Origin of the sequence: Streptomyces aureoversilis (genome assembly GCF_042657885.1) — a bacterium.
GTDB classification, from domain to species: Bacteria; Actinomycetota; Actinomycetes; order Streptomycetales; family Streptomycetaceae; genus Streptomyces; species Streptomyces aureoversilis.
In genome coordinates this window covers 1-1,455 of sequence record NZ_JBHSKJ010000060.1, presented here as the reverse complement: position 1 = coordinate 1,455, position 1,455 = coordinate 1, and the positions used below count along the sequence as shown (strand labels likewise).

At 71.3% G+C, this 1,455-nt stretch carries 1 protein-coding gene; it reads right to left on the bottom strand.

Annotation, left to right across the window (positions count from 1 at the left end):
* Positions 1-1,451, bottom strand: a 1,451-nt coding sequence (locus ACFPP6_RS36390) for an acetyl-CoA carboxylase biotin carboxylase subunit (protein ID WP_382051133.1), incomplete at its 3' end; no start/stop codon positions are given.
* Positions 1,452-1,455 lie beyond the last annotated feature (4 nt).

The window sequence follows — 1,455 nt, the reverse complement described above, 5'->3', positions numbered from 1 at the left end:
GAGGAGGGCAGGGAGACTTCCAGGCGCTTGCCGCCGACCTCGACGACGACGGTCTCGCGGCCGGCCTCCTCGCCCTCCTCCTCGGCCGCCGCTCCGGCGAACGGCTCGATGGTGTTGACGAACTCGGTCTCGATCCACCGCGTGTGGACCCGGAACGGGTCGGCGGTGAAGGCGGGGTCGGCCACCACGGCCCGGTGGAACGGAATGGCCGTGGCCATGCCCTCGACCTTGAACTCCGCCAGCGCACGCGCCGCCCGCTGCAGCGCCTGCTCACGCGTGGCACCGGTGACGATCAGCTTCGCCAGCAGCGAGTCCCACGCCGGACCGATCACACTGCCCGCCTCCACACCCGCATCCAGGCGCACACCCGGACCGGTGGGAGCGTCGAAGCGGGTGACCGTGCCCGGAGCGGGCAGGAAGTTACGGCCCGGGTCCTCACCGTTGATCCGGAACTCGAACGAGTGACCGCGCAGCGGCGGGTCGTCGTAGCCGAGCTCCTCGCCGTCGGCGATGCGGAACATCTCGCGGACCAGGTCGATGCCGGTGACCTCTTCGGTGACCGGGTGTTCGACCTGCAGGCGGGTGTTGACCTCCAGGAAGGAGATCGTGCCGTCCTGGCCGACGAGGAACTCGCACGTGCCCGCGCCCTCGTAGCCGGCCTCGCGCAGGATCGCCTTCGAGGCGCGGTAGAGCTCGGCGTTCTGCTCCGCCGACAAAAACGGCGCCGGGGCCTCCTCCACCAGCTTCTGGTGGCGGCGCTGCAGCGAGCAGTCACGCGTGGAGACCACCACGACGTTGCCGTGCTTGTCGGCCAGGCACTGGGTCTCGACGTGGCGGGGCCGGTCGAGGTAGCGCTCGACGAAGCACTCCCCGCGCCCGAACGCCGCGACGGCCTCGCGGACGGCGGAGTCGTAGAGCTCGGGGACCTCCTCCAGGGTGCGGGCGACCTTCAGGCCGCGCCCGCCACCACCGAAGGCGGCCTTGATCGCGATCGGCAGGCCGTGTTCCCGCGCGAACGCCACGACCTCCTCCGCACCCGCCACCGGGTCCGGGGTGCCGGCCACCAGCGGCGCACCCGCACGCTGGGCGATGTGACGGGCCGCCACCTTGTCACCCAGGTCCCGGATCGCCTGCGGCGGCGGACCGATCCACGTCAGACCCGCGTCCAGCACAGCCTGCGCGAAGTCGGCGTTCTCGGAAAGGAAGCCGTACCCGGGGTGAACGGCATCCGCCCCCGACTCGGCCGCCGCGGCAAGCACCTTGGCCACATCGAGGTAGCTCGTCGCCGGGGTGTCACCGCCCAGCGCATACGCCTCATCAGCAGCGCGGACATGCAGCGCGTCCCGGTCCGGATCCGCGTAGACCGCCACACTGGCAATCCCGGCATCCCGGCACGCGCGAGCTACGCGGACAGCGATTTCGCCACGGTTGGCGATGAGCACCTTGCGCACGATG